General features: G+C 45.9%; 22 protein-coding genes, 2 pseudogenes and 1 riboswitch. Of the genes and pseudogenes, 15 read left to right on the forward strand and 9 right to left on the reverse strand.

Annotated elements, in window-relative coordinates:
* Positions 1-56: 56 nt before the first annotated feature.
* Entirely contained in the window at positions 57-671 is a 615-nt protein-coding gene (locus GIW82_RS11900; protein WP_154750252.1) for a CadD family cadmium resistance transporter, read from the reverse strand.
* A 317-nt stretch (positions 672-988) separates the two neighbouring features.
* Here GIW82_RS11900 and GIW82_RS11905 point away from each other — a divergent pair, with 317 nt between their 5' ends.
* The 4 genes from GIW82_RS11905 to resA all read left to right on the forward strand — a co-directional run bounded on the left by GIW82_RS11905 (position 989) and on the right by resA (position 3,518).
* Entirely contained in the window at positions 989-1,675 is a 687-nt protein-coding gene (locus GIW82_RS11905) for a DsbA family protein (protein ID WP_154750166.1), read from the forward strand.
* Complete coding sequence (locus GIW82_RS11910; RefSeq protein WP_154750167.1) at positions 1,675-2,115, forward strand: disulfide oxidoreductase; 441 nt, start codon at positions 1,675-1,677, stop codon at positions 2,113-2,115. Before GIW82_RS11905 ends, GIW82_RS11910 begins: the two co-directional genes overlap by 1 nt.
* A 104-nt stretch (positions 2,116-2,219) precedes the next feature.
* On the forward strand, positions 2,220-2,927 hold the full coding sequence (locus tag GIW82_RS11915) for a cytochrome c biogenesis CcdA family protein (RefSeq protein ID WP_114167383.1): 708 nt from the start codon (positions 2,220-2,222) through the stop codon (positions 2,925-2,927).
* 39 nt (positions 2,928-2,966) lie between these two features.
* On the forward strand, positions 2,967-3,518 hold the full coding sequence (gene resA, locus GIW82_RS11920; protein WP_154750168.1) for a thiol-disulfide oxidoreductase ResA: 552 nt from the start codon (positions 2,967-2,969) through the stop codon (positions 3,516-3,518).
* Positions 3,519-3,809: 291 nt separating this feature from the next.
* On the opposite strand, the gene GIW82_RS11925 is transcribed toward resA, so the two are convergent.
* The 3 genes from GIW82_RS11925 to GIW82_RS11935 all read right to left on the reverse strand — a co-directional run bounded on the left by GIW82_RS11925 (position 3,810) and on the right by GIW82_RS11935 (position 4,935).
* Positions 3,810-4,100 (reverse strand): type II toxin-antitoxin system RelE family toxin, encoded by a 291-nt coding sequence (locus GIW82_RS11925; protein WP_154750169.1) that lies wholly within the window; start codon positions 4,098-4,100, stop codon positions 3,810-3,812.
* Between the two features lie 3 nt (positions 4,101-4,103).
* Positions 4,104-4,424, reverse strand: a complete 321-nt coding sequence (locus GIW82_RS11930; RefSeq protein WP_154750170.1) for a hypothetical protein — start codon at positions 4,422-4,424, stop codon at positions 4,104-4,106.
* Positions 4,425-4,725: 301 nt separating this feature from the next.
* Positions 4,726-4,935: a heavy-metal-associated domain-containing protein gene (locus GIW82_RS11935; RefSeq protein WP_154750171.1), complete on the reverse strand. Its 210-nt coding sequence runs from the start codon at positions 4,933-4,935 to the stop codon at positions 4,726-4,728.
* A 232-nt stretch (positions 4,936-5,167) separates the two neighbouring features.
* Between GIW82_RS11935 and GIW82_RS11940 the strand changes: the two genes are divergently transcribed.
* From GIW82_RS11940 to GIW82_RS11950, 3 genes are all read left to right on the forward strand, one after another.
* Positions 5,168-7,063 (forward strand): heavy metal translocating P-type ATPase, encoded by a 1,896-nt coding sequence (locus tag GIW82_RS11940; protein WP_154750172.1) that lies wholly within the window; start codon positions 5,168-5,170, stop codon positions 7,061-7,063.
* A gap of 115 nt (positions 7,064-7,178) precedes the next feature.
* The gene (locus GIW82_RS11945; protein ID WP_230309380.1) at positions 7,179-7,682 is read left to right on the forward strand and encodes a Dps family protein; all 504 of its coding nucleotides are present in this window, start codon (positions 7,179-7,181) and stop codon (positions 7,680-7,682) included.
* Positions 7,683-7,882: 200 nt separating this feature from the next.
* Entirely contained in the window at positions 7,883-9,367 is a 1,485-nt protein-coding gene (locus tag GIW82_RS11950) for a DASS family sodium-coupled anion symporter (RefSeq protein WP_154750173.1), read from the forward strand.
* A gap of 86 nt (positions 9,368-9,453) precedes the next feature.
* Here GIW82_RS11950 and GIW82_RS11955 read toward each other — a convergent pair whose 3' ends face one another.
* From GIW82_RS11955 to GIW82_RS11965, 3 genes are read right to left on the reverse strand one after another with little or no spacing between them, the layout of a single operon-like run.
* Positions 9,454-11,151: a cbb3-type cytochrome c oxidase subunit I gene (locus GIW82_RS11955; RefSeq protein WP_154750174.1), complete on the reverse strand. Its 1,698-nt coding sequence runs from the start codon at positions 11,149-11,151 to the stop codon at positions 9,454-9,456.
* A 20-nt stretch (positions 11,152-11,171) separates the two neighbouring features.
* Positions 11,172-11,639 (reverse strand): cytochrome c oxidase subunit II, encoded by a 468-nt coding sequence (locus tag GIW82_RS11960; RefSeq protein ID WP_154750175.1) that lies wholly within the window; start codon positions 11,637-11,639, stop codon positions 11,172-11,174.
* Positions 11,640-11,681: 42 nt separating this feature from the next.
* Entirely contained in the window at positions 11,682-11,825 is a 144-nt protein-coding gene (locus tag GIW82_RS11965; protein WP_154750176.1) for a cytochrome c oxidase subunit 2A, read from the reverse strand.
* A gap of 460 nt (positions 11,826-12,285) precedes the next feature.
* Between GIW82_RS11965 and GIW82_RS11970 the strand changes: the two genes are divergently transcribed.
* The 4 genes and pseudogenes from GIW82_RS11970 to GIW82_RS11985 all read left to right on the forward strand — a co-directional run bounded on the left by GIW82_RS11970 (position 12,286) and on the right by GIW82_RS11985 (position 16,539).
* Positions 12,286-12,507 carry a heavy-metal-associated domain-containing protein gene (locus tag GIW82_RS11970; protein ID WP_112233090.1) on the forward strand — a complete coding sequence of 74 codons (222 nt, stop codon included), beginning with the start codon at positions 12,286-12,288 and terminating at the stop codon, positions 12,505-12,507.
* Positions 12,508-12,521: 14 nt separating this feature from the next.
* Positions 12,522-13,226: a Crp/Fnr family transcriptional regulator gene (locus tag GIW82_RS11975; protein WP_154750177.1), complete on the forward strand. Its 705-nt coding sequence runs from the start codon at positions 12,522-12,524 to the stop codon at positions 13,224-13,226.
* A gap of 348 nt (positions 13,227-13,574) precedes the next feature.
* A pseudogene (locus GIW82_RS11980) lies at positions 13,575-14,061 on the forward strand (HAD-IC family P-type ATPase); the annotation flags it as partial.
* A 348-nt stretch (positions 14,062-14,409) separates the two neighbouring features.
* Entirely contained in the window at positions 14,410-16,539 is a 2,130-nt protein-coding gene (locus GIW82_RS11985) for a heavy metal translocating P-type ATPase (protein WP_195914037.1), read from the forward strand.
* Between the two features lie 337 nt (positions 16,540-16,876).
* Here the strand turns inward: GIW82_RS11985 and GIW82_RS11990 are convergent, their stop codons facing one another.
* Positions 16,877-17,242 (reverse strand): hypothetical protein, encoded by a 366-nt coding sequence (locus GIW82_RS11990; protein WP_195914038.1) that lies wholly within the window; start codon positions 17,240-17,242, stop codon positions 16,877-16,879.
* Positions 17,243-17,481: 239 nt separating this feature from the next.
* Between GIW82_RS11990 and GIW82_RS11995 the strand changes: the two genes are divergently transcribed.
* A complete protein-coding gene (locus GIW82_RS11995) occupies positions 17,482-17,988 on the forward strand; it encodes an Rrf2 family transcriptional regulator (protein ID WP_154750179.1) in 507 nt (168 codons plus the stop codon).
* Between the two features lie 2 nt (positions 17,989-17,990).
* Positions 17,991-20,828, forward strand: coding sequence for a YhgE/Pip domain-containing protein (locus GIW82_RS12000; protein WP_154750255.1), 2,838 nt, complete (start codon positions 17,991-17,993; stop codon positions 20,826-20,828).
* Positions 20,829-20,965: 137 nt separating this feature from the next.
* On the opposite strand, the pseudogene GIW82_RS12005 reads toward GIW82_RS12000, so the two are convergent.
* Positions 20,966-21,061: pseudogene (locus tag GIW82_RS12005) on the reverse strand (YtoQ family protein); the annotation flags it as partial.
* Between GIW82_RS12005 and GIW82_RS12010 the strand changes: the two are divergent.
* Both GIW82_RS12010 and tenI read left to right on the forward strand, forming a co-directional pair.
* Positions 21,049-21,390 carry a VOC family protein gene (locus tag GIW82_RS12010; protein WP_230309386.1) on the forward strand — a complete coding sequence of 114 codons (342 nt, stop codon included), beginning with the start codon at positions 21,049-21,051 and terminating at the stop codon, positions 21,388-21,390. The pseudogene GIW82_RS12005 and the gene GIW82_RS12010 overlap by 13 nt on opposite strands.
* A 76-nt stretch (positions 21,391-21,466) precedes the next feature.
* Positions 21,467-21,567, forward strand: a riboswitch (TPP riboswitch).
* Positions 21,568-21,668: 101 nt separating this feature from the next.
* Positions 21,669-22,274, forward strand: coding sequence for a thiazole tautomerase TenI (gene tenI, locus GIW82_RS12015; protein WP_154750180.1), 606 nt, complete (start codon positions 21,669-21,671; stop codon positions 22,272-22,274).
* Positions 22,275-22,303: the final 29 nt, after the last annotated feature.

Here is a 22,303-nt window from a genome sequence, read left to right on the forward strand (position 1 = left end):
GTTTTTTCAAGTAAGTGATTTTCTTCTATATAAAACAAAGAGTGCAAAGAATCACTTCAACTCACCAATCCCCAAAGGAAACGGAAAGTCCCATTCTCCGCCATAATCAAGATGCCGAGCCCGATGAAGACAATCGGCACAATCCACCGTTCCCATTTCTCTATCGTTTCAGAAATCGTTTTAACGGCTGCCAACCGGTAACTGAGGTAACACAAGACGGCGACCAGGATGGCAAAGACAACCAGCATCACCACAGTTTCACTTGGATTCAAGGTTGAAAAGTAGGGTATGTAGACGCCAATGTTGTCGCCGCCAGCCGCCAGGGTAATGACTGTAATGGTGACAAACAAGCGATTGGGGTTTCCGGAAGACAAACGGGACAGGAGATTCTCTTCGTCGTCCTCGTCTTCTTCTCGCTTCCAGACCCGGATGCCCAGGTAAATCGGAATGAGCCCTAGCAAGCCCACCCAGTGGGACGGCACAAGCGTCAGGCCGTACGCAGCCAACAGGCTGACGCCCACCAAGATGGCTGTTCCTAGGTATTGTCCGATGACAATGGATTTTAACTGGCCTTTTTTCATCGTTTGTGAAAACAGGATCAGCAAAATAATGACGTAATCAATGCTGGTCGCCACATAAGCGGCAACCGCGGTAAAAATCGTGGTTAACAGCACCCTCATCTCCTTTACGGATATCCTAGTGTGAAGTGATACCCTCTGATAGTTATACATTCAAACGAACGTTTGATTAATGCAAGTGTACAAAGATTTCGCTAGATTGTCAATTATATATTCAAATGATTGTTTTAATGTTTGGGCATGCTTGTTAGAATGAACAGGGAGCGACAAGTGGCAAGGCAAATTGAAATTTAGTATGGCCAATGCCTGCATGTCTTGTTAAGCATTCTATCTTTATAAAAGCTGGAAATGGTATAGAAGAACAATGTGGAGTAGTTGATTGATAAATCATGATAGGAAAGAGGGATAATATGGATAAAAACAATAAGAAGAAACAGTCCGGAATGAAGTTCGCAGTTCTCCTGACACTATTGGCGGTTGGCATTTTAGCAGCAATCGTCGTGCTCACAAACCAGCAATCTGCTTCACCCGTGGAAACAGGAGAAGTGGATATTACGGGCCAGCCAACGCTTGGTGAAAGTGATGCACCGGTCACGGTCGTGGAATTCGGGGATTTCAAATGCCCGTCCTGTAAAGCTTGGGGAGAAATGGTATATCCGCAGCTGGTGGCGGACTATGTCGAGACGGGGGATGTGAAGTTCTCCTACATCAATGTCCTGTTCCATGGCAATGAATCGATGATCGGCTCTTTGGCGGCGGAAGCAGTCTATGAACAAAGTCCGAACGATTACTGGGATTTCCACAAAGCTCTATTTGCGGAACAGCCGGCAGTTGAAAATCACGATGCCCCTTGGCTGACACAGGAAAAAACGGTGGAAGTGGCTTCCCAATTCCCGGCCATTGACCTGGAACAGCTGAAGGAAGACATGGAAAAGCAAACGGCCATGGACAAAGTCAAAACAGATGAAGCGTTGGTGGAAGAACACGGGGTAGCGATGACACCAACGATCGTGGTCAATGGACAGACGCTGGAAGATCCGTTTGATTACGATGCCATCAAAGCATTGATCGATGAAGCGTTAGCGGAGGAAAACTAATGGACGAAACCCATAAAGTATCGGATAAAAGGGGCTTCTTGCTATACGGAGCTTGGTTCGTCTCGTTGATTGCAACGCTCGGCAGTCTGTATTTCAGTGAAATCAAGGGGTTCATCCCGTGTGACCTGTGCTGGTTTCAGCGGATTTTCATGTATCCGCTTGTGTTGATTTTAGGAATCGCGACGTTCCAGAACGATTGGAAGGTTGTCCGCTATGCCCTGCCTTTATCAGTTATCGGGGGAAGCATCTCGGTCCTGCATTACATGGAACAAAAGATACCGGGGTTCGGTGGTATCCGGCCATGTGTAAGCGGCGTTCCCTGTAGCGCAGAGTATATCAATTGGTTTGGGTTCATCACCATCCCCTTCCTCGCATTTATCGCTTTCCTCTTAATCAGTGTGGCGATGGTAATTCTAGTAATGAAGAATAGAGCGAACTGACGGATCGCCCCTAACAATCTATCACGAACTGTCATTTTTACAGAAAGCGGCGATAGGGCAGTTAAGGAACTATACACGTCAATCATCTAAAAGGAGACTGTTCTATGGCTGAAGTAAGTTTATTGCTGGCGTTCGGCGCCGGATTGTTATCGTTCCTCTCGCCTTGCGCGCTTCCACTGTACCCGGCTTTTTTGTCCTACATCACTGGTGTCTCGGTCAATGAGCTGAAAACCGGAAAAGGGGCGATGAAAAAGAGCGCGTTGATCCATACGGTGCTGTTTTTGGTCGGGTTTTCCATCATCTTTCTGGCGCTCGGGTTGTCCACTTCGTTCATCGGCTCGTTCTTTTTTGAGAACGCCGACCTGCTGCGCCAGCTGGGTGCCATCTTGATGGTGTTTTTCGGCTTGGTGCTGACCGGTGTCCTGAAATTCGACTTCCTGCTTTCGGATAAGAAAGTCCATTTTCAAAAACGGCCATCGGGCTATACCGGCTCCGTGGTAATTGGGCTGGGCTTCGCCGCCGGATGGACGCCGTGTACCGGCCCCATCCTGGCCGCGGTGATAGCGATGGGGATCGCCGATCCGAGCCGCGGGCTCTTGTATATGCTGTTTTACGTCCTCGGCTTTGCCATTCCGTTCCTCTTGATGTCGTTCTTCATCGAGAAGATGACCTTCCTAAAGAAACGGAGTGCGCAGTTCATGTCGATCGGCGGAGGCTTGATGGTCATCATGGGTCTCATGTTGTATTTCGATATGATGACGGACGTCATCGCTTACCTGTCGCAGTTCACGGGTGGGTTCACTGGATTTTAATAGACCGGACTTAAAATATTTAGAAAGGCGTGACGCTATATGACTGCGAAAAAGAATAAAAAGAAGAACCGTTTGATAATGAGGACAAGCATTTTGCTTGTCCTGGCAGGGGCTATAATCTTTACCATCTACAATGGATTAACAAAGGAGAAAACTGAATTGCTGCAAGTTGGCGATACAGCACCCGATTTTGCGTTGACTGATTTGAACGGGGAACGGCATCAGCTGTCTGATTATGAGGGACAAGGGGTGTTCGTGAACTTCTGGGGCACTTGGTGCAAACCATGCGAGAAAGAATTTCCGCTGATGGAAAAACAGTACCAAGTGTACAAGGATCAGGGTGTGGAGATACTGGCCGTCAATATTGCTCAGTCGGATTATGAAGTGAGGCAATATGCCGAACAGCGGAATCTGACGTTCCCTATTGTGATCGACAAGGACAAAAGTGTGATGGAAGCCTACAATATTCGTCCATTGCCGACAACCCTATTAGTAAATCCAGAGGGGAAAATCGAGAAGATCATTACAGGTGAAATGTCGGAGGAAGACATTCAAAGCTATATGGAACAGATTAAGCCAGCAGAATCTTAAACGAAAAACATTGATGAAAACACCAAAATTTGTGCGTGGTCTAACCACATCCTGCGTCTATGAGATGAATTCTCTAGACGCTTTATTTTATTCCACCACATCTTTTTATGATAGGAGTAGAAACTCGAGAACTTGTATTTAAAGTTTACATATGAGACATTATCAGAAGTTGTAGTCATCAAGTTAAAGAATGACTTGGTTTAATAAAAAAGAGTCCGGCAAAACGAGCACTTTAGAAGTGTCGATATGCCGGGCTCTTTTTTTGGAGAAACACCCTGTTCTTCTTTTCAGTTAGCTTAATCGATCTTCAGCCATCTTATAAATCTTTTCTTTATCGCGTTTCCCAATGGCCACAATTTGAATTACTTGGATGGTTCCCTCGGCTTCTCTAAAAATAATTCGCAGGCCCATCTTCTTGTTTTTCAGCTTGTTGCATTGCGCTAAATTGCCATGAAGGGATTGGCCAGCTTCCATGCCCCTTAACTTAATCCGATCCAGCGCTTTGTTGACAAAGATTTTTTGGCTGCCATCCAGCTGGTCATAATCTTCCTTTGAGTACTGTGTCCATTCAAGGTGATACAACGGTTATTCCCACCCGTCTTCTTCATCAATGACAGGGGATTCAGTTGCGATTGCACCGCGAACTTCCACATCTGAGAAAGTAGAGACGTTTTCCGTCAGCAGCCGTTTTTCAGCTATCAGATCAGCCAGCTGATCGTAAAGTTCTTCGATTTCTCTGTTCAAGGACTCATATTGTTTTTGGGTGAGCATAACACCGGCAACCTTTTCGCGGTTGAAGACATACACGCCAGCAGCCTCTTGATCGGCTTTCTGAAAAGCTTCCATGGGAGACCGTTTGACATTCGAAATTGATGTGGTGGGGATATCAAGTATTCTCATCGCCATTTATATCCACTCCTTTAGGTTAAGTTTATTATACACTTTTGAAAAGACTTTTAAAAGACTTTTTACTTCGTTTTAAAAAACTGAACATGTTATAAGTCTTTAAGATCTGTGATATTTGTTCGTAAAAGTGTACTTTTGCGAACGGATTTTAATAGCAAATTGCTCTAAGGTTTAACGAATATGTAATATTCAGTAAATACACTTTCAATATCTTTGCTAAATACAAAAATACGAGCTTCCTTTGCCGAAGGAGCTCGTGTTTTTTATTCTGCTCATGAGATTTGCAGGTGTTCAGGTGCTGTTAAGCGACTACCGGATAACCCAATTTCTCAATGACTGTTTTCAATTCTTCCGGCGCTACTTTGTCCGCGTCGTAGACAGCTTTCACTTTACTGGAGTTGAACAGCACTTTCACTTCCTCGACGCCATCTATTTTCCCTACTTTTCCTTCGATTTTTTTGATGCAGGAAGGGCAAGTGAGCGGTTCCAATTGGAATTTTACTGTGGTCATGTCAATCTCTCCTTTGTTTTTTTCTACCTTAAGTATAGGACGCCCATCCATCCAGTTCCTTGACGGCCATCAATCTTTTGAACGGAATAAGCTTCACGGTAGTTATAGAAATGGAAGAAAGAAAATGTAAAAAACTTCAGTGCTTGATGAAGGTCAAGTTATTCTGTCTCGAAACCACTTAAGATAAGGGTGTAAAGAAAATAACAGTCGAAAGAAAGAGGAGTGGAACAAAATGATTGGGTTCATTCATAAACACAAAAAAAGCATCACCTTTTTAGCCGGGTTCTTACTGGTCCTGGCGCTGGTCTTGAACTTCACGGGCCATCATGACCTGCGGCAGTTCACATTGATCGCCGCAACGGTCATTGCCGGAATTCCGATTGCGATCAAAGCGTTCCAGGCGCTGCTAATGAAAGCGTTCAGTATCGAGATGCTGGTGACAATCGCTGTCATCGGTGCCCTTTTTATCGGGGAATACGTGGAATCGGCAGTCGTCACGTTCCTGTTTTTGTTCGGGGATTATCTGGAAGCCCGCACATTGGAAAAAACACGATCTTCATTGAAAAGCTTAGTGGATATGGCTCCGCAGGAAGCGACTATCATTCGTGATGGTATCAGTGTGACTGTACCGGTGGAAGAAGTGGTCGAAGGGGACCGCGTTATCATCCGGACCGGCGGGAAAGTGCCGGTGGACGGCAAAATTGTCGCAGGACAAGCTTCATTGAACGAAGCGGCTATCACAGGTGAATCCGTTCCCGCTTCTAAAAAATTGGGAGACACCGTATTCAGCAGCACCGTCATGGACACGGGCTATATTGAAATCATCGCTGAAAAAGTCGGAGATGATACAACGTTCGCGAAAATCATTGAACTGGTGGAAGAAGCCCAGGAATCTAAATCGAAAACGGAAAAATTCCTGAATAAATTCGCGAATATCTATACACCCGCTGTTGTCGTACTGTCAATTCTGGTTTATGCCCTTACGAGAGATCTTCATCTCGCCATTACGTTCCTCGTCATCGCTTGTCCAGGGGCATTGATCATCGGCGCACCGGTATCCAGTGTTGCGGGCATCGGCAATGGCGCGAAAAATGGCGTGCTGGTCAAAGGCGGCGAAGTGATGGACCGCTTTTCAAAAGTCGATACACTGGTCTTTGATAAAACCGGTACATTGACGAAAGGGAAACCGGAAGTGACAGATATCGAGGTCTTCAATTCCCTCAAAGAACAGGACTTGCTTCGATTGGTGGCGCAGGCGGAAACGGTGTCTGAACATCATCTTGGCCAAACAATCGTCAAAGAAGCGAAGAGTCGTGACATGGCTCTCGACCAGGAACCGGAAGCCGTCGATGTGATCAAAGGCAACGGCCTGACGGCTACAGTGGAAGGTCGAATTTTGGCCATCGGTAACCGTAAGCTCATGAATGCAGAAAATATCGCCATCCCGGCGGAAGTGGAAGTGTATGCGGTAAATCGCGAGAAAGCCGGAAACACAGCGATCTTCGCGGCGGTGGACGGGGAAGTGGCCGGCATCTTCTCGATCGCCGACCAGATCCGCGAAGACGCAGCGCCTGCACTTGCTCAGATGAGAAAAAATGGCATCAAGAAAATCGTCATGCTGACGGGCGACAACCAGCACACCGCTGAACTCGTGGCCACCAAATTAGGACTGGACGAATTCCATGCCGAACTGTTGCCGGAAGACAAAGTGGCGTTCGTGAATCAACTGAAACAGCTGGGACATGTAGTGGCGATGGCAGGGGACGGCGTCAACGATGCGCCCGCGATTGCCACAGCCGATATCGGACTCGCGATGGGTGAAGGCGGCACGGACATTTCAATGGAAACGGCGGATGTCGTCCTGATGGCCGATAAGCTGATGCAATTCTCGCACGCTTATTCCCTGTCCAAAGCGACCATCCGCAACATGAAGCAAAACACGTTCTTCGCGGTCGGCATTGTCGCTGTCTTGCTCGCCGGTGTATTGATGGGCTCCGTCCATCTGGCGTCCGGCATGTTCATCCACGAAGCCAGTGTCCTGATTGTCATCTTGAATGCGATGCGGCTGATGGGCTTTAACCGGAAAGAAATGCAGCGGGGACAAGAGTTGAAACCAGCCCATGCGTAAACTATAGATGAAAATCAACAGAGGGGAGAAACCTGCTGCTTTCTCCCTTTCCTTTCTACAGCTATTCCGCAAAAAATTCAGCGTTAAACCCAAAAACATTAGGAGGAACCTTACCATGACTGAACATACTAACCACGAACACCATCATGCAACTGCAGCCTTTATGGTCAATCATTTAATCGCGAATCAAAACGTCTTATTCGTAAAACTTCACCAATTCCATTGGTACTTGAAAGGACCGGAATTCTTCCCGCTGCATGAGAAATTCAATGAACTTTATGACGAAGCCAATGAATACTATGATGCTTTCGGAGAACGCTTGATTGCCATTGGCGAGAAACCCTATTCAACGCTGGGCGAGTATTTGGAGCACGCCTTTATCAGTGAAGAACCTTATGCCGAGCCGCTTACTTCCGTAGATATGCTTGGCATATTAGTGGATGATTACCGGGTCATTCGGGATGTCACAGTCAAAGCCATCCATCTTGCGGCGAAAGAGAAAGACGATGTGACAGTGGATATGCTGACCGGATATAAAGCCAGTCTCGATAAAAACATCTGGATGCTGCAAGCTTACCTCGGAAATGATGCTTTAGAAGGGGAAGAAGATGAAGAGTAGGAGAAAATAAAACGCGTTGCAGAAATATAGTTTCTCTAAATCATAAAACCATCATACGATAGAGACGCGTTTGTTTCTATCGTATGATGGTTTTATTAACGTATTTATTTGAAGCTCTGAACAAGAATTACCACTGTTTCACTCTGATCTTGACAGGGTAAGCAGGGGTTGTGAATATACTTCAGGAAAGGGTGGTTTTCATGGTGGAAAAAACAGCGGAAGAAAAACCGAAACGTAATCTAAAACCGCTTTATATTTTCTTGGCTTTTATCATTTTAATTATCATTGTTTTATTGCCGACGCCGGGAGATTTATCAGTGGTCGGGCAAAGAACGCTTGCCATCTTAGCATTTGCGGTCGTTTTATGGATGACAGAAGCGGTTCCGTATCCAGTCAGTGCCGCCATGATTATCGGGCTGATGGCTCTCCTATTGGGTCTTTCTCCAAACCCTGAAATTCCAGGAGAATTGCTCGGAACGCGAGAGGCACTCAGTCTGGCATTGGCAGGTTTCAGTAATTCGGCAGTAGCGCTCGTCGCTGCCGCCTTGTTCCTGGCAGCTGCCATGCAAGCGACGAATTTGCATAAGCGGCTGGCATTGTGGATTTTATCGAAAGTCGGTACGAAAACGGGAGCAATCGTGTTTGGTGCCATTATCGTTTCAATTGTCCTGGCATTTTTTGTGCCGAGCGCAACAGCCCGTGCCGGCGCAGTTGTACCGATTCTGCTTGGCATGGTCGCGGCATTCGGGTTGCCTGTCAACAGCCGTCTCGCCGCTCTATTGGTCATCACTGCGGTCCAAGCGGTATCCATCTGGAACGTCGGAATCAAAACAGGTGCTGCACAGAACCTGGTAGCACTTGGTTTCATGGAAAGTGAATTCGGAGAGACGGTGTCATGGAGCGCCTGGTTCCTTTACGCGGCTCCGTGGTCCATCATCATGTCGATTGTGCTGTACTTCGTCATGATCAAACTGATTAAGCCGGAGACGAAAGTCGTGGAAGGCGGCACCGAGTTAATAAAAAAAGATCTGAAGGAATTAGGAAATCTTAAGCCGGCTGAAATCCGGTTGATTATCGTATCTCTGACATTGCTGCTTTTGTGGTCGACAGAAGAAATCTTGCATCCTTTTGACACAACAACGGTCACCATCGTGGCAATCGCTATTTTACTGGCTCCAAAAGTGGGTGTCTTTGACTGGAAGACGGTAGAGAAAATGATTCCATGGGGTACGATTATCGTTTTCGCTGTCGGAATTGCGCTCGGCTCCACTTTGTTGAGTACGGAATCGGCCCAATGGTTGTCCGATAAAGTATTTGGAGCAATGGGATTGGAAAATATGCCGCTTCTTGCGACGATCGCCTTGCTCTCTTTATTTAATATTCTCATTCACCTTGGTTTTGCGAGTGCAACGAGCTTGTCATCTGCGTTGATTCCTATCTTTATCGCTTTGGCCACGACTCTGCAGCTCGATGGCAATGAAATCGGCTTTGTCTTGATCCAGCAATTCGTCATTTCGTTCGGATTCCTGCTTCCGGTCAGTGCACCGCAAAACATGCTGGCCTACGGAACAGGGGCTTTCACAGTGAAGGACTTTTTGAAGTCAGGTGTGCCGCTGACCATCATCGGTTACCTGCTGATATTGCTTTTCAGCGCGACCTATTGGAAATGGATCGGATTACTGTAAGAAAGAGAAAGAGGATGACCCGAATCTGTTGAAGAACAGACTTGGGAACATCCTCTTTTATCTATATCAGTAACTTTTCTGCTGAGCTAAGGCATCAAGAACGGGGGAGAACCCGGGTTATGTCCCGAAGCAAAGTCAATCAGCGGGATAATATAAGCAATGGCCACTGATACTGTCGCCAGTGCCACCCAAACCGACCAGCGATCCATGAACAGCGGTGATGCATCTGAAGGGCTGTAATCTTCTCCAATCGGAAAGTCTGTCTTTCCTTTTGGTGCGAAAAAGGCGAGCTGTGCCCAGATATAAACCAGCAGAATGATGCCGACGACCAGGATCACTCCGCCCATCGCCATCAACGTTTCGTACATCGCCCAGTCCGCAGCGGCACTGTGGCCATTGTAGGACGTATTGGCCGTCCGGCGGGGGCTTCCGAGCAGCCCGTTAATGTGCATGGCACCCGACATGAGCAACATGCCGCTCGCCCAAATGACCGTTTGGGCAACGGCCAGCCGGTTGATTGTCGGCGTCATTTTTCTGCCGGATAAATAAGGGATCAGCCAATAGGAAATCCCAAAAAACGTCAGGATGACCGTAGTGCCAACGGTTAAATGCAAATGGCCGGTGACCCAGATGGAATTATGGACAACCTGGTTAATTTGGTTGCTGGCGTTGATGATTCCGCCGAGTCCCGCTGGAATATAGGCGAACATGGCAACAATCAATGCGAAGAAACGGGCATCAGACCAAGGCAGCGTTTTCCACCAGCCGAGTAAACTCGTAACACCTTTTGCTCTTCCGGTCCGTTCCATCGTGGCGAGCATCGCAAAGGCGGTCATGAGGGAAGGGAAAATGATCATGAACGTTTGAATCACGTGCAGAAATTTCACATTGACGGACAAGCCCGGATCAAGGATCTGGTGGTGGAAGCCGCCGGGTACATTGGCCACCACAAGAATGACCACAGCGACACGCGCCAGTGAATCACTGAATACTTTTCCGCCGATGATTTTTGGCATCGCCACATACCAGGCTGAAATGGATGTCAGCATCCAAATATTTACGAGCGTATGGCCGAAAGCCCAGAATAAGGTGCGGCCCATCATCGGGTCAATGGTTGCAACCCATCCGAATGCCCACGGAATGACCATCGCTATGACAAAAACAGCGATGAACAGGGAAGCGAAAACCCAAAGGACGAAAACGGCATTTGCGAAAAAGGCGAAAAGCGGCGTCAATTTTCCGGGATTTCGTTTGCGCCAGCTCTGGTAGGTGATGAACATGCCGATGCAATTTAACAGAATGCCGACGACAATCAGTGCAAGCCCGATATAAAACCAGGGATGTGCCTGCATGGGTGTATAGAATGTATAAAGCACATTGGCGTTTCCGGTAACAATAAGAAACGCAGCGATCAGCGTGCCGGTTGTCATGAGCGCAAAGCCTGTCCATCCGAAAGCGATGGTTTTATTGGCCAGTCCGCCAAGCACCCGTGAAGTTCCGGCATACAGGTAGCCGATGCTGAAAAAAGAACTTAACACCAGGATGAACATGACGCCGTGGGCAGTCAGCAGTGCATAATAGCTGATCCACGAAGGAAGTTCAAAAAAACCGCTGCGGACCAGGCCCTGCAATAGACCGGCAAATCCGCCGATTAATAATGCAATAAATGCGATGAATAGATTCGCGGCCGATAATCGGATATCCCGTCCCGTAATGCCGTCAGCGGCGTCTTCGTTAACGGCCGTCCCTTTATGCAGAATCGGTGCTTCATTGATGTGAGCCATTTCTTCCCCTTCTTTCTTCTTTATTTGACGGTGATGGTGTTCGCCATGTACTCGTGCCCGAGTCCGCAATATTCATTGCATAGAATCAGGTACTCCCCTGGCTCGTCGAATGTATGGCTGACTTTCGAAATATGGCCGGGAACGACCATGACATTGACGTTCGTGTCTGTGATTTTAAAGCCGTGGGTGACATCGGGTGATGCCAAAGTGAAATGGACTGTCGCGCCTGCCGGAATTTCCAGATCACCCGGCTGGAACGCAAACATTTCCGCGATAATGGCAATTTCGTATTCGTTATCGCCAATTTCCTTCAACTCAGCGTCTGCGAAAATCTCAGACTCGCGAACCGTTTGCGGATCGATCATTTCCGCGTGGCTAGGCGGCCCCATTTCCAGGAAAAAAGTTTGAAATGCTAAAATGCCGAGGAAAACGGCTAAAATCAGCGAACCGATAATCAGCCAGATTTTTTCATAACGATGGATATGCATACGTCGAATCTCCTTTCAAATTTCTGTAATCGTTGCCCCGTTTCAGTTGCGCTCCAGGAATAAAAAGAAAACACTGAACCAGGACACAAGCATGAATACCGCGATGATCAGAACGGAAGTAAAAGTGCCTCGCAATGAAGTTTCCTGAGCGTCTTTGCGGTCTTTCTTTTTGGAAGCGTCCTTCATTTTGATTTCCTCCTTTCTTTTCCGGATGAAGCAGAGAGCAGCTTCAGTTCTATTCAAATTGCTTCATTAAGGAATGAAACCAACTTAAATTTTTTCGAGTAAAACTAAAAATTGGATAATGCCGCAAAATACCAATAGAATGGAATTGCAGGAATATTGAAAATAAATCTGTTAAGATAGTATACGCGAATAAAAATTGGATTCCTTGATGCCTGTCAATGCAAAACCAATATGGAACATTTCTCATTCACTTTTACGAATAGATGATTTGGGTATGCTTGCATATCGTATAAGTTTTTAGTCTAATTAGACTATATCCTCTTTTGTATTATTCACTAAATTTTATTTTTTAATCCTTTTAAGGGTTAATTTCTTTAAACTACTATCATCCTTGACGGCCATCAAGGTTAAAGAAACAGGCACCCCTTATAATGAAGATGAATATAAGGAGGAGAGCAATATGAGAAAAGCGGTATTTCAAATGGAGCCATTCAGTTGTCCGTCCTGCATCAAAAAAATCGAGAATGCTTTGGGGAGACAGGCTGGTGTAAAGGATGGCAAAGTTCTGTTCCATTCCGGAAAAGTAAGAGTCGAGTTTGATGAAGCGCAAATTTCGGATCAGCAGATCGAAGAACTGATTGTGAAACTGGGTTATTCTGTGTATTCAAGGAAAGTTGCCTAACTAGGAGGGAAAGTATGAAGTATCAGGAAGCATGCCAGCATACAGAAGGAGGCAAGGGAGCGCATCATTTATGTGTTTCCATCGTTCCAATCTTTAATCATCTTCAAAACGAAGAAATGGAGGAAGTCGCCAAAACGACGCGTTCCATCTCCTTGAAGAAAGGAGAGCTGCTGCACAGTGCCGGTGATGCCTCGGATTCCCTGTATATAGTCCATCAAGGGAAAGTGAAAGTTTACCGCCTGTCGGAAAACGGCAAAGAACAATTGATCCGGATTCTGCAGCCGGGCGATTTCACCGGTGAACTCGCCTTGTTTAAGGAATCGATTCATGATGGATATGCGGAAGCGATGGAAAAGACCGACATTTGCAGCATCCAGCGCGGCAATCTTCAGGAATTTCTGCAGCGGTATCCGAATATTTCATTGAAAATCCTAAGTGAATTTTCCAACCGGCTTGGCCAGGCGGAAAGCCAGATGACCAGCTTTGCGACAGAAGACGTGGAAACACGGATTGGGCTTTATCTGGCTCAGCAGGTGGAAGAGAACAAATCAACGGAGTACCATTTGCCGATGTCCAGAAAAGATCTTGCTTCTTTTCTCGGAACGACTCCTGAAACCATCAGCCGGAAACTTGCCAAGTTCGAAGACGAGGGATGGATCGAGCAGGAAGACCAGCGCCGAATCCGTGTACTGGACCTGGATGCTTTGCTGCTCATCTAGTAATCGGTACGATATTTGACGGTAACTATGTGCAATGTGAAAAGATTTCAAAATTAAGTAAGACAATAAATCATTTTGGAGGAGATTCCTATGTTATTGGTTATGTCTCTTGTTCTTATCGTTACCGCGATTCTGACTCTCATTATATCTGTCGAAGTAAGTGGGACGGACGAAAATAACTGAAAATAGTTCATTAAAGATTAGACTGCCTGAAGTAATAGGCTAATATAAAAAACCTTCGAAAGGGTGCACTCGAAATAAGCACTGAAATCGGAGGTGGTTTTGCATGTGCAAAACATCTAGTCACACGTCTCAAGATAGGCGGTAGATAGTCTACATCAGCTGAGCATTAAAGTCATCATGATGACGGGCGACAACGAGCGGGCCGCGCAGGCGATCGGCAAAGAAGTCGGTGTCGATGCGGTGATTTCGGAAGTGCTACCGGAAGGGCAAAGCGGATGAAGTGAAGAAACTGCAGCAGCAAGGCAAGAAAGTGGCGATGGTCGGTGACGGCATCAACGACGCACCGGCATTGGCCGTATCCGATATCGGCATGGCGATCGGCACGGGTACAGATGTGGCGATGGAAGCAGCGGATATTACACTGATCCGCGGCGACTTGAACAGCATTGCGGATGCAATCATCATGAGCCGCAAAACGATGCGCAACATCAAACAGAACCTGTTCTGGGCTTTCGCTTACAATACAGTGGGCATCCCGATTGCCGCCATCGGCCTGCTCGCGCCTTGGGTTGCCGGGGCCGCAATGGCCTTCAGTTCCGTGTCGGTCGTTTTGAACTCGCTTCGTCTGCAACGAGTGAAATTGGAAAAGTAAAGGTATATATAGAAGGAAATCATAAAAGGAAGGCCTAAAGCGAAGGTGCATTGCTTTTGGCCTTTTTCTTTCAAAGTAATGAAGACAAGGGGGAGATGGCTCAAGGAATGCTAAGAGAAACTAAAAGTTTAACGAAATTTCATGTTTGATATTCTAACTATCATTTTGCTCTTCATTATGTTTGAAGTCAGTATTGTCGTCTCCAGTTGGACCTTAAAACGTTCAAACAAAAAACGGGCAGAACGGCTATAATGGGGTCATTGAACAGATAGATTATTCTCGTCATTAATAACGGAAGTAAAGTATAAATGGCATAAGGAAGTAACTATTTTGAAGGAGGCGTACTTAATGACTAAAAATGAAAAAGACCAACACCATCATCACGATGAACAGGCAGATGACCATAAGATGGACCATTCTGAACATTTTGGGCATTCTTACCATGAAGATCAAGTGGAAGAAGGCATTCATAACGACAGCAATCCTTCCAAAATTCATGATGATCATGCCCACCACAATCATAGTAGTCATGATCACAGTGGACATGAACATCACCACCACGGAAACTTCAAAGAAATTTTTCTGAAGTCGCTGCCCTTGGGCATTGTCATTTTGTTATTGTCGCCGATGATGGACGTTCGGCTTCCCTTTCAATTCACCTTCCCTTACTCGGACATTGTTGTCGCGGTATTAGCGACTATATTGCTGATTTATGGCGGAAAACCCTTCTATCAAGGGGCAATCGCTGAATTCAAGGAAAAAGCGCCAGGCATGATGGCCCTTATTTCTTTGGGACTGTCCGTTTCTTACTTATATAGCATTTATGCAGTGCTGGCACGTTATGTGACAGGTGAGCACGTTATGGAATTTTTCTTTGAATTTGCTTCCTTGCTGCTGATCATGCTCCTTGGCCACTGGATTGAAATGAAAGCGGTGGGAGACGCAGGGGATGCGCAACAATCACTCGCTGAACTTATGCCGAAAGATGCACATGTAGTAGTGGAAGACGATGCCATTGAGACACGTCCGGTAGCCGATTTAAAAGTCGGAGATCTTGTACGTATTCAGGCTGGCGAAAACGTTCCGGCTGATGGCATCATCGAACGAGGAGATTCCCGTATCAATGAAGCCTTATTAACAGGAGAATCCAAGCCTGTTGTAAAAGGAGTTGGAGACAAAGTAATCGGCGGTTCTACAAACGGAGAAGGGGTTTTGTACTTGGAAGTACAGGAAACAGGCGACCGGTCTTTCATTTCTCAAGTTCAAACCTTGATTAAACAGGCTCAAGCTCAGCCTTCCAGAGCTGAAAATCTGGCTCAAAAAGTAGCCGGCTGGCTGTTTTATATCGCAATTGCAGCGGCCGTCATCGCTTTTGTCGTATGGCTGTATATTTCAGACATTCAAACAGCCATTCTGTTTACGGTTACAACATTAGTCATCGCTTGTCCGCATGCCCTTGGCCTTGCCATTCCTTTAGTAATTGCACGAAGCACAAGTTTGGGAGCAAGCCGCGGGCTGTTGGTGAAAGACCGGGAAGCGTTGGAACTGGCAAACAAGGCAGATGTAATGATACTGGATAAAACAGGCACATTGACTACAGGGGAATTTAAAGTATTGAGCATGGAAACACTGGATGGCCAGCATAACGAAGCTGAAATCGCGGCCCTTATGGCAGGGATTGAAGGCGGATCCAGCCACCCAATCGCCCAGTCGATCGTCCATTACGCTGAGAAACAAGGGATTCAGCCTGTCCGCTTTGATTCGATTGATGTCGTGTCGGGTGCCGGCGTGGAAGGAAACGCCAATGGACGCAAATACGAATTGATCAGCCAAAAGGCATTTGGAAAAGATGTGGCGGTGGATATTCCGAAAGGGGCCACAGTAAGCATACTGATTGAAGACGGGAAACCCATCGGTACGGTCGCATTAGGTGATGAATTAAAAGAAACGAGTAAAACGCTGATACAAGCATTGAAACATAACGGTATACAACCGATTATGGCGACGGGTGACAATGAAACGGCGGCACAAGGGGTGGCTGAAGAACTGGGTATTGAATACAGAGCCAATCAATCCCCACAAGATAAATATGAGTTAGTGGGATCACTAAAAAATAAAGGGCAAACTGTCATCATGGTCGGCGATGGTGTAAACGATGCACCTTCCCTTGCAATTGCAGATGTTGGCATAGCAGTCGGTGCCGGAACTCAAGTCGCCATCGATTCCGCTGATGTGATTTTGACTCAGTCGGATCCGGGAGATATAGAATCCTTTATCGAATTGGCTAATAAAACAACCAGTAAAATGAATCAAAACCTCGTATGGGGAGCCGGTTATAATTTTATTGCGATTCCTATAGCTGCAGGGGTTTTAGCCTTCATCGGGATTACCTTGGCTCCTGCAGCAGGAGCGGTTCTGATGTCCGTGTCCACTGTTATCGTGGCCGTCAATGCCATGACATTAAAACTAAAGAATTAGATCTGTTCAACACAGTGTTTAATAGTCGTACATGAAAAGTGCTGCCTCCCAAAAGTTGAATTTTCTTTAACCTTGGGGGCACAGTTTTGTATTAGGCTAAAGTCAAGCAGAGGTTTGAAGATTTTGGATAATTAATATAGTTTTTTAGTTAACATATGAGGGATTATCGGAAGCAGGAAACATCAAACTGTATTCTATTCGTATCCAGACTCTTCATTCCCATAAGAGATCTCCTTATAACACCAATACTTCGGGAGAACTTCAAAAATCAAAAGAAGACCTCCAACCGGTGATAAATCACTGGTTGGAGGTCTTCTTTGGTATATCGGTAAGTTGGTTAAATGGCTGCAAGTATTAAGCCGAGCGAAGCATAGATGATGACGGTGAAAAATACACCCGTCATCTGCACCAAGGGAAAAAACATTCTGGGCCTCGATTCCCAATTTACGGGAGCCGGAAAAGGCTGAGCGGCATGTACAAAAAGCCGGAGAGCATAAATAAAACCAAATAGATATTGCTTTGGAGATAGATGCACTTTGCGCAAAATATTCCCAACTTCGGCAGTCCAGATAGTGTAGCGTTTTGTCCACATTATATAAGGAATCACATAGAAAAAAACGTTTAAGAACACGGGCTGGGATGCTAACGGCGAAACAATGTACAGCAGGATCAAACCGGCGGCCATCAGAATCAGATTCGACATGATCATTCCCGTTTTCACCACTTGAGCCCATATTATTTTTGCCATTGTTTTCTCATGTGCATTGCCGTCCTATGGAGACGGGGGAGTGCAGCTGCAAATTTGCTTGTTGTCTTTTTGTTTCTTGGCATTAAAAAAATTTGGCCCACCGCTTGCATTTTCCTAGAAAAGGAGTAAAATTTCTAACTGGATATACAATGTCCATAATGGATATTAGAAGTAGATGAAAAGAGGTTCTTCATATGCAATTGACAAAAGGTGTCGAACAGGGAATTTGCATTGTTGTATTGCTTGCCACACAGGAAAGCAGTGCTCCACTTGCTTCGGACGAAATCAGTCGCAGACTGGGTGTGTCACCTTCCTATATGAAAAAGATTACGAGAAAATTGGTTGTGCAAGGAGTTGTCGTGTCGGTTCCAGGTAATAATGGCGGTATTTCTCTTGCGAAAGCCGCAACGGATATTACGCTGCTCGATGTTATTGAAGCAATGGAAGGTCCTATTCGGATGTACCCGGATACGGGCTTGATCAGCCTCGCTTTTCATGAAGGCAAATATGCTCAAAAAGGGCAGGAACTTCTTCGCAATGTATTTTCACAAGGAGACCGTTTACTGGTTGAATATTTCTCCAAAGTGACAGCGGCTGACCTTTTGAAAGAAGGGCTGGGAATGTCGGATTTGCCGACATTGAACTGGAATCGGGAAACTTTAAGTGATGTATTAGATAAAGAACAGGATGATTTTAAGTGAAAATGCTGAAACAGGAATGGAAACAATTACTGGCCAAACCACTTTTGCTCGGAACAATGATTGTCATGATGTTTATACCGATTATTTATGCTGGTTTTTTTCTCGGTTCTTCATGGGATCCATATGGTAAAACAGAGCGGTTGCCAGTCGCAGTCGTCAACGAGGATATCCCTTCCGAATATGAAGGCAACATATTTGCGGTGGGAGATGAATTGGTTGAAAACCTAAAAGAAAATGAAGCGCTCGAATGGCATTTTACGGATGCCGAAACAGCTGAAAAAGGAATGGATGATGGTACATACTTTATGGTTTTGACCATCCCGGCCAATTTTTCGGCAAATGCTGCTTCCGCTATGGGTGATGACCCCAAAGCCATGAATTTAGAGTATGAAACAAATCCCGGGCGTGGCTTCTTCATTGAAGCAGTCAGCAACCAGGCAACAATGAATATAAAAGAAGAAATCGCTGAAAATGTGACCAAAGAATATGTAAAAGCGATTTTTGGGCAAATTGAAACGCTGGGCGATGGTATAGGTGAGGCAGCTGATGGTGCTGACCAGCTGAATAATGGATCAGTACAATTGCAAGAAGGAAATAGAGAATTGACTGCAGGTTTGAGTGAACTTTCAAAAGGCAGTTTGAGTTTCCAGGATGGTGCGGAGAAGCTGGAGATCGGTGTCAGCCAGTTTGCGGGTGGCCTATCAACTTTGGATCATGGGGCTGATCAGCTAGCCAAAGGGATTCTTGAGTATACCAACGGGGTGGCCAGCCTGCGGGACGGGGCAATTGGCTTGTCGGAAGGAACTGCTGAGTTGGATAATAACGGTTCGGTTCTTTTGGAAGGTACGGAAAATCTGTCAGAAGGACTGGCATCTTTTGTACCGGGAGCTGAGCAATTGAGCGATGGACTTTCAGAAACGCAGCAAGGCAGTGCCAGATTAGATAACGGTTTGCATGAGTTGCAGTCGAAAACCAGCGAATTGGCGAACGATTCTTCTGGTATCCAGCAGTTGGTATCGGGCCAAGTTGCACTGGGCGATGGTCTGGCAGATTTGGCAGCGGGCAGTTCGGCACTTCAGGATGGATTGAAGGAATTGGATAAGGGTCTCCCTGCGGCTGAACAAATCGAGACACTGCAGGAAGGGCTTGCAGGAATTGAAAAAGGCATCAGTCAATTGAACGGCTCAGTTTCTGTAACGAACAACGGACAAGAAGCTTCAGCTCTCCAAGCGAATTTGGCGGCGGCCCAGCAAAATTTAAGTGAATTGCAGAACTCTGCCGCGTCTTCCTCATTGACTGCGTTACAGTCGGCACCAGTTTATGGCAATTTGACTGAAGAACAGCAGACGGAATTGTCAGCTGCTGTAAGCGGGAGTGCTGCAGAACAATCAACATTACAGCAAGCGTCGATTGAAGCGCTTGCCGGAAACCTGGCTGCTGTATCATCCGGTTTGAACGAACAGATTATCCCAGCTTTCGAATCATTGGGTTCATTGCCGGAGCAAATCACGAACTTGAAGAATCTAGTTGACCAGGTGAATCCCGGTGCGAGCGAAGCACTGGGCGGTTATTCGGTTGTCCACAATACGCTTACAGGCCAACTTATACCGGGTGCAGTTTCTCTCGGTGAAGGAGCAGGGGAAGCTGTGCAAGGCAGTGCAGAATTGCAGGCAGGGGCAGAACAGGCTGCAGAGAGTCTTCCTCAGCTCGCGGCTGCAGTCGATGGATTGGCACAAGGCAGTTCCATCCTGAACGAAGGCGTCTCTTCACTGTCAGCAGGTTCAGTGGAACTTGTTGATGGAGCTGGTGCATTGCAACAGGGCTCATTGAAATTAGAAAAAGGAGCTGCTGCCTATACCGCCGGAGTGTCAGCTGCGGCAGAAGGGGCAGGCCAGATTCAACAAGGAGCCGGTCAATTAGCTGCCAATTCAGCAAAACTGAATTCTGGTGCCGATGAATTGGCGGATGGAACAAAACGTCTGACAGAAGCAGTTCCGGAACTTTCCGGTGGAGTAAATGAACTTGCCAGTGGCGCAGGTGAACTTCGTAAAGGTGCAAGTGAGCTCCAGAACGGTTCGGGAAAACTGGGCGAAGGCATCAGCCGTTTGGAGGAAGGATCCTTTGAGCTCGCTGCGAGTCTGTCGGAAGGAGCAGCCGACTTGGAAGGCATCCAAGTCGAAGATGAAAATTTTGACATGATTGCAGCTCCGGCAACAGCTACCGAAAGCCAGCGCAGCGAAGTGCCGAACTATGGCCATGCACTGGCACCTTATATTTTATCGCTGGGTCTTTTCGTTGGAGCTTTGTCATTCAACATCGTGTTCCCGATTAATGCCCCGGCAGGACGGTCCACTTCGGGCACGGCATGGTGGTTAAGCAAATTCTCGCTTGGGTTTGTTCAGGCAACTGCAGCTGCATTGATAGTTGACGCTATCATGCTGTTCGGTTTTCAGCTGCAAGTGGAACATACAGGTGAGTTCATAGCAATCTCCATCGTCACTTCACTCACTTATATGTTCCTGATCATGTTCCTGGGGATGACTTTCGGAAATCCTGGACGATTCGTTGCCATGATTCTGCTGGTCCTGCAATTGGGAGCGAGCGGAGGCATGTTCCCGGTAGAGTTGACGAACGGTTTCTTCCGCAGTGTGCACGATTTTGTTCCGATGAGCTATGCGGTTGTCGGATTCCGGGAAGCGATGTCTTCCGCGTATGGAAGCGGAACATTTATCATGAGCATTGCTATCCTCGGAATATTCTTCCTAGGCTTTAATGCCTTGCTCTGGCTCGCGCTTAGTATACGGAGCCGCAGAGCATTCAAGCTGGCGGAAGAAAGCTGATCGGTTGGACATCAATTAATCCGAAATTCGTACGGTAATTTCCAAATTTTTATCAGAGGAAATGATGAAAAAGGTTAAATAAAAATGGAGAAAAGAGACTCATCCGTGAGTCTCTTTTCTCCATTTTGCTTTTCCGTTTACTCGGAAATATAAGACAGTGCTTTTATCGCTTGATCACATGTTTCCACCGTCGCGTTTGCTTTGGCGGATAATTCTTTCAGTGGGTGTAATAGATAATTTAGCTTTTCTTTGGATTGAAAAGGATAAAAGTTGGTTGGGTCTATGGGATACTGAAAAAGCAGAAGTAGAATATCATCCATCCATAAGGCACATCGCTTTTGAAGTATCAATTGAAGGATTGAAACATACTGTTGAATGGTTAAAAAACAGGGGATATGAACCGAGAAAGGCATTTGGTTTTGAACCGACGGAACTTTTTTTATGCCGAACAGTGATTTTGCACATGCCAAAATTCATTTCAATGAACCATATGGCAATAGTTTGGAATTTATCTGTCAATTGGAAAACCCTTAAATGTACTATTACGAAAGGTAATAATTAATTAACAATATTTAGAATGAACTGGATAAATCACGCGAGAGATGATACGCTTACTTTAGATATTCGAAAACTGAATATAAAAACACTAGGGGAGTCTTTTGAGACTGAGACGGAGCAATCCGGACCCTTTGAACCTGATCTAGTTGAAACTAGCGTAGGGAAGTGGTTGCTATGTATTTTATCTATTCTTAAAATATGATCGAAACCACTCCGTCGCTGGAGTGGTTTTTTTATTTGCCAGGTATTTTTTATGCATTAAGGGAGTGAAGGAAAAAATACATGAAAACTAAAAAGTTGCATATTATCTCTACAGGAAGGCAAGAGCCGGAACAATTAGCAGATATCATCGGCAGGATTCATTTTGACATCGATTTCATCCATCTTCGTGAAAAAACGAAAACAGCAAAAGAAGTATATAAGACGGTGGAGCTTTTAAAAAGCAAAAAAGTTCCTCTTTCAAAAATAATAATTAATGACCGGGCGGATGTTGCCTGTGTTTCAAATGTGAAAGGAGTTCACTTAGCCTATCATTCGCTGCCTGTTGAAATTGTAAAACGAAAATTTGAGGATTTGACAGTTGGCTGTTCCGTTCATTCCCTTGAAGAAGCTCAAATTGCCGAGCAGCAAGGTGCTGATTATGTAATATTCGGCCATGTATATTCAACTCAATCCAAATCAGGACTCATTCCCAAAGGCTTAGAACAGTTGAGGTTCATTTCTGAATCAATTTCTATCCCAGTTATAGCGATTGGTGGAATAAAACCGACAAATAGTAGGGATGTTATCGAAGCGGGAGCACAAGGAGTCGCTGTAATGTCAGGGATATTGGAAGCAGAAAACCCTTCGCAGGCGGTACTGCAATATCGTTCCTATTTAACTAAATAATAGTTCGCTTGCAATGGTTAAGGAGAGAT

Origin of the sequence: Planomicrobium sp. YIM 101495 (assembly GCF_009707665.1) — a bacterium.
Lineage (GTDB): Bacteria > Bacillota > Bacilli > Bacillales_A > Planococcaceae > Planococcus.

What these genes read in the sequence shown, in the direction of transcription:
- GIW82_RS11905 (WP_154750166.1), top strand. Translation starts at nt 989, where the DNA reads ATGGATAAAAACAATAAGAAGAAACAGTCCGGAATGAAGTTCGCAGTT.
- GIW82_RS12000 (WP_154750255.1), top strand. Translation starts at nt 17,991, where the DNA reads ATGCTGAAACAGGAATGGAAACAATTACTGGCCAAACCACTTTTGCTC.
- GIW82_RS11930 (WP_154750170.1), bottom strand. Translation starts at nt 4,424, where the DNA reads ATGGCGATGAGAATACTTGATATCCCCACCACATCAATTTCGAATGTC.
- GIW82_RS11950 (WP_154750173.1), top strand. Translation starts at nt 7,883, where the DNA reads ATGGTGGAAAAAACAGCGGAAGAAAAACCGAAACGTAATCTAAAACCG.
- GIW82_RS11985 (WP_195914037.1), top strand. Translation starts at nt 14,410, where the DNA reads ATGACTAAAAATGAAAAAGACCAACACCATCATCACGATGAACAGGCA.
- GIW82_RS11955 (WP_154750174.1), bottom strand. Translation starts at nt 11,151, where the DNA reads ATGGCTCACATCAATGAAGCACCGATTCTGCATAAAGGGACGGCCGTT.
- GIW82_RS11960 (WP_154750175.1), bottom strand. Translation starts at nt 11,639, where the DNA reads ATGCATATCCATCGTTATGAAAAAATCTGGCTGATTATCGGTTCGCTG.
- tenI (WP_154750180.1), top strand. Translation starts at nt 21,669, where the DNA reads ATGAAAACTAAAAAGTTGCATATTATCTCTACAGGAAGGCAAGAGCCG.
- GIW82_RS11940 (WP_154750172.1), top strand. Translation starts at nt 5,168, where the DNA reads ATGATTGGGTTCATTCATAAACACAAAAAAAGCATCACCTTTTTAGCC.
- GIW82_RS11915 (WP_114167383.1), top strand. Translation starts at nt 2,220, where the DNA reads ATGGCTGAAGTAAGTTTATTGCTGGCGTTCGGCGCCGGATTGTTATCG.
- GIW82_RS11970 (WP_112233090.1), top strand. Translation starts at nt 12,286, where the DNA reads ATGAGAAAAGCGGTATTTCAAATGGAGCCATTCAGTTGTCCGTCCTGC.
- GIW82_RS11935 (WP_154750171.1), bottom strand. Translation starts at nt 4,935, where the DNA reads ATGACCACAGTAAAATTCCAATTGGAACCGCTCACTTGCCCTTCCTGC.
- GIW82_RS11945 (WP_230309380.1), top strand. Translation starts at nt 7,179, where the DNA reads ATGACTGAACATACTAACCACGAACACCATCATGCAACTGCAGCCTTT.
- resA (WP_154750168.1), top strand. Translation starts at nt 2,967, where the DNA reads ATGACTGCGAAAAAGAATAAAAAGAAGAACCGTTTGATAATGAGGACA.
- GIW82_RS11990 (WP_195914038.1), bottom strand. Translation starts at nt 17,242, where the DNA reads ATGTCGAATCTGATTCTGATGGCCGCCGGTTTGATCCTGCTGTACATT.
- GIW82_RS11995 (WP_154750179.1), top strand. Translation starts at nt 17,482, where the DNA reads ATGCAATTGACAAAAGGTGTCGAACAGGGAATTTGCATTGTTGTATTG.
- GIW82_RS11965 (WP_154750176.1), bottom strand. Translation starts at nt 11,825, where the DNA reads ATGAAGGACGCTTCCAAAAAGAAAGACCGCAAAGACGCTCAGGAAACT.
- GIW82_RS11910 (WP_154750167.1), top strand. Translation starts at nt 1,675, where the DNA reads ATGGACGAAACCCATAAAGTATCGGATAAAAGGGGCTTCTTGCTATAC.
- GIW82_RS11975 (WP_154750177.1), top strand. Translation starts at nt 12,522, where the DNA reads ATGAAGTATCAGGAAGCATGCCAGCATACAGAAGGAGGCAAGGGAGCG.